Below are 584 nucleotides of genomic sequence, written 5' to 3' on the forward strand. Positions count from 1 at the left end.
GCTATCTTGGTTGGAACCTTATGCTCGTATCACTAAACGCCTACGAAGCTATATAGAACAGTTGTTACCTCTGCTACCAATTAAACATATAGCCCAAGTGACAGGCGTTCATTGGCACACAATCAAAGAGATAGATAAGCGTCGGCTTCAACAAGTAGTGCCGCAAGTTAAATGGGGTGAATTAAGGCAACTCGTCATGGACGAGTTCGCTATTTTTAAAGGGCACCGCTATGCGACGGTCATTGCTGACGCGAAAAGCCATCAAGTTATCTGGGTAGGACTAGGTCGTAGCCGCAAGGATATTCGACCGTTCTTTGAACAGCTAGGTGAGCATGGTAAAAATATCGAAGCTGTAGCAATGGATATGAATACGGCTTTTGACCTTGAAGTCCAAGAGCATTGCCCAAATGCTCGCATCGTTTACGACTTGTTCCACGTCGTTGCTAAGTTTGGTCGTGAAGTGATGGATAGAGTCAGAGTCGACCAAGCCAATAAGCTAAAACAAGATAAAAAAGCAAGGCAATGGGTCAAGCGTTCGCGCTGGGTGTTATTGAAAAATAGGGATAATTTAAATACACAACAGG

The 584-nt window shown here is 44.2% G+C and carries 1 protein-coding gene; it reads left to right on the plus strand.

From position 1 onward, the window contains the following. A partial coding sequence (locus R7Z47_RS25985; protein WP_318130917.1) for a transposase occupies window positions 1-584 on the plus strand: 584 nt, incomplete at both ends.

This window comes from Vibrio sp. 1641, assembly GCF_033339995.1.
GTDB classification, from domain to species: domain Bacteria; phylum Pseudomonadota; class Gammaproteobacteria; order Enterobacterales; family Vibrionaceae; genus Vibrio; species Vibrio alginolyticus.